At 31.5% G+C, this 3,586-nt stretch carries 5 protein-coding genes; 1 reads left to right on the top strand and 4 read right to left on the bottom strand.

All coding sequences use genetic code 11. The features are described 5' to 3' along the window. From J7M77_RS09960 to J7M77_RS09950, 3 genes are all read right to left on the bottom strand, one after another. Positions 1 to 182: peroxiredoxin (locus J7M77_RS09960; protein WP_296878053.1), on the bottom strand; the 182-nt coding region annotated here is incomplete at its 3' end. A gap of 12 nt (positions 183 to 194) precedes the next feature. Beyond that, the gene (locus J7M77_RS09955) at positions 195 to 857 is read right to left on the bottom strand and encodes an MBL fold metallo-hydrolase (RefSeq protein WP_296878051.1); all 663 of its coding nucleotides are present in this window, start codon (positions 855 to 857) and stop codon (positions 195 to 197) included. 90 nt (positions 858 to 947) lie between these two features. Next, positions 948 to 1,598 (bottom strand): HAD family phosphatase, encoded by a 651-nt coding sequence (locus J7M77_RS09950; RefSeq protein WP_296878049.1) that lies wholly within the window; start codon positions 1,596 to 1,598, stop codon positions 948 to 950. Between the two features lie 142 nt (positions 1,599 to 1,740). Here J7M77_RS09950 and J7M77_RS09945 point away from each other — a divergent pair, with 142 nt between their 5' ends. Next, entirely contained in the window at positions 1,741 to 2,319 is a 579-nt protein-coding gene (locus J7M77_RS09945) for a hypothetical protein (protein ID WP_296878047.1), read from the top strand. Between the two features lie 18 nt (positions 2,320 to 2,337). Here the strand turns inward: J7M77_RS09945 and J7M77_RS09940 are convergent. Further along, a partial coding sequence (locus J7M77_RS09940) for an MATE family efflux transporter (RefSeq protein WP_296878045.1) occupies positions 2,338 to 3,586 on the bottom strand: 1,249 nt, incomplete at its 5' end.

The raw sequence follows: 3,586 nt of genomic DNA, 5'->3' as shown, positions 1-3,586 counted from the left end.
TTGGCTTCAATATCATCATAATTTTGGGCATAATTACAAGCCTGTTTAGTACATCCTGGTGTATTATCTTTGCTATAAAAATACAAAATTACTTTTTTTCCTTTAAATTGACTTAAACTAACACTTTTTCCCTCTTGATTTAATAAAGTAAAATCAGGGGCTTGACTTCCTACTTCTAACATCTTTCATTCCTCCTAGTAATAAAAACTGACATGATCGCCAAAATATGTATAACATGGTAATTGGTCGTGTTTTTCACCGCTTAATAAGTTATTACTTAATTTACGACCATCTTCTAAACAATATTTAAGATACTTATTTGATAATGGGTATTCATGATGACTAGGAATAATAGTTTCAATATCATCAATATCTAATAATAGTTTTTTAAGACTTTCAAGATATAACGTTAAATTTCGATGTTTACCAAACATATAAATTGGTCCTTTTTGAACACTATCACCTGGTAATAATAGCTTTTTCTTTCGATCTAATAACGCAATTGAACCATAAGTATGTCCAGGTATTTCAATTACCTCAAAGCAATATTTGCCAACTTTAATTAAATCACCAGCAAATAATGGTTTCATCTTAATATCTTTATCAATTAAAGCCATATCATTTTGATGTAAATAGCATTGATCAAAATCCTTTAAACCACCACTATGGTCCAAATCACCGTGAGTCAAAACTACTTTTACTGGTAAATCAGTAATCTCTTTAATCTTACTTACAATATCATTATCTACAAAACCAGTATCGATTAGTAACGCCTCATCATTACCTTTAATTAAAAACTCCCGTACCCGGCCATCATCAAAAACATAAAAATCTGGATATAATTCTTTAATTTCCATTACTTCACCTTCTTTTAAATCATATTATAATTTTATAATATTTAATCTTTTTGGTAAAGCAAACCGCACAAAAAAACACCGAATTGGTGTTTAATCAAGATCCTTTAAATATGTAATTACGTCATTTAAATTAGCAACAATTTTAGTTGTTTTGTTTGCAAAATCCGTTTCAGGATATTTCATATCCGGTACACAAATCACATCAATATTACCATCATAAGCCGCCAAAATCCCGGCTTCACTATCTTCTAAAACTAAAGCTTCTTTAGGTTCTACATTAAGTTTTTTACAAGCGGTCAAAAAGATTTCGGGATTAGGTTTACCATGAGTTACTTCATCACCACAAATACTATCATCAAAGTATTCAGTTATTTTAGCGTTCTTTAAAATTGTATCGACCCGATCACGCGTAGAACTGGTGGCAACAATTGTTTTATAATTATTATCTTTTAAATATTTTAATAACTCTAATAAACCTGTTTTTAAAGGCACATGTTTAGCTAACCGTTCATCGATCCAGATATGAACATCATCCCAAACTTCTTTCATCGGAAAATCATCACCAAAATGATCATAAAAAACTTGACAGATTCCCACTTTATTTTTTCCTAAACATAAGCGATAAGTGGCTTCATCAAATGATAGATTTAACGTTTCCAGTTTACGACAATATTCTTCATAAGTAACTCTTTCACTATCAATCATCAAACCATCCATATCAAATATTACTGCTTTTTTCATCGTTCAATCACCTCGTTATCCTCTTAGTCAAAGTATATCAGTTTACTATATCAAGCGCAATAAAATGAGCATTTAAAAATATGAAAATCAATGTGTCTATGCTATAATGAATAAAAGATAACTGATTAAAACGAGGTCAAAAATGAAAGAAACTTATAGTAAAAATTATTTTGAAAAATATGCTGCCTTAACGCTATTAAAAATTCTAAACGTTAGTGAATCACAAATAATCCAATCAGATCGTCCTGATCTTCGCATTCCTGATCGTGACTTTGGCATTGAAGTGACTCAGGCTTTAACACCTCAGGAAGCAGTTGCCGATATTAAAAAACCCCTTTATGCCATATTAAATATCAATCCTTTTGATCATAATGAAGATGATCTGGAATTTGTCATCAAAAAGATTGACAATGCTATTGAAAGAAAAGAATATAAAAGCAAAAACTATCAGCAGTATTTACAAAATGGTCTTTATATCTTTTCTCATTGCCATAATTTACCTAAAGAAATGCTGATTGACTATTTTAATAATAATTCACTTAAAGAAAGTTTTTACCAGCATATTTATATTAACTGCGTTAATCACTTATATCATTATCATTGCAAAGATGCAACTTTGATTCGCTATGATTATCATGTAAATGAATTAATTAAAATGAATCGCACTGCTTTAGAATTTGAACAGCATTGTCATAAACCCCGTCGTAAAATTATCGTATAAAAGCGAGCCTAAGCTCGCTTAATTATTTAATCGATATTTCCAGTTTCCTTTAAAAAACCTTGTCATTAATAAACCACACCGACTAACATTATCAATTACCATCATGATCCATACTGCTTCAATTCCTAAATGAAATAAATTAATCATTAAAAACGAACCGGTAACTCTAATTCCCCACATTGTAATCAACGAAAATACAAACGGTGCTTTAGTATCCCCCATTCCATTAAATGTTCCTTCTAAAATAACTAAAATTCCATATATTGGTTCCGACAACGATACAATCCGTAATACCCTAGCTCCCAGTTCAATAACTTTCATGTCAGGTGTAAAGATTGCCATCAAGTTATCGGCAAAAACAAATAAAGCAATTCCGCAAATAACCATCAATGACATTGTTATACCACAAATTAAATAGGTAATTTCTTTAACACGATGTTCATTTCTTTGACCAACTGCATTACCGACCATGGTTGAAGCAGCACTTTGAAAACCATAACCAGGAATATAAAATGCCTGCTCTGCCTGAATTGCAATCGTATGGGCCGCTAATGAAGTAACTCCTAATTTCGCAATCAAAGAAGAAAAGGTTACATGTCCTAAACAAATTACACTTCTTTCTAAAACGACTGGTAAACCAATTGATAAGCACTCTTTAAATTCAGTTGGGTAAAAATGAAATCCGGTTTTTTTAAAATTAAAATATTCATTTCGATAAAACCGTCTAAACATCATTATTCCACCAGCAACAAAAGAAATAGCAGTAGCAATAGCAGCACCTTCTACTCCCATATTTGCTCCAAACACCGTAATTCCCCAAATTTTTCGACTAGGATAAATAAAAAAGAAATTTAAAACAATATTAATTAAATTCATATATAAATTAATCAGCATTGGTGTTTTCATATCACTAACACCACGTAAAACCGATGATAAAATCAAGACCGCACATCTAAATAATAAGGGCAAAGAAATAATCAAAAAATAAGTTGATGCAACTTGTCTAATTGCCTTAGCACCATTTAACCAGCTCGGTAAAAATGGGGCAATTGAAACACAAATTATCGTTAAAGCGATCCCCACTATTAACGTAAAAAATAACGCCTGCTGCCCGGTTCGCTGGATTTTTTCCTGATTATTGGCGCCAACTGCTTGAGCACATACAGCTAAGATCCCAATTCCAAAAGCAATTGCGATACTTGTTACTAACCAGCAAACGGTTGAAGTTAATCCAACAGCTGCCGAAGCATTAGCTCCTAACGTCCCT

Origin of the sequence: Thomasclavelia sp. (assembly GCF_017889095.1) — a bacterium.
Lineage (GTDB): Bacteria > Bacillota_I > Bacilli_A > Erysipelotrichales > Coprobacillaceae > Thomasclavelia.
Note: the sequence above shows the minus strand (reverse complement) of the source record. Positions and strands in the feature narration are given on the sequence as shown.

Excerpts from the sequence above, each read along its gene's own strand:
- J7M77_RS09945 (WP_296878047.1), top strand. The coding sequence starts at position 1,741 with ATGAAAGAAACTTATAGTAAAAATTATTTTGAAAAATATGCTGCCTTA.
- J7M77_RS09950 (WP_296878049.1), bottom strand. The coding sequence starts at position 1,598 with ATGAAAAAAGCAGTAATATTTGATATGGATGGTTTGATGATTGATAGT.
- J7M77_RS09955 (WP_296878051.1), bottom strand. The coding sequence starts at position 857 with ATGGAAATTAAAGAATTATATCCAGATTTTTATGTTTTTGATGATGGC.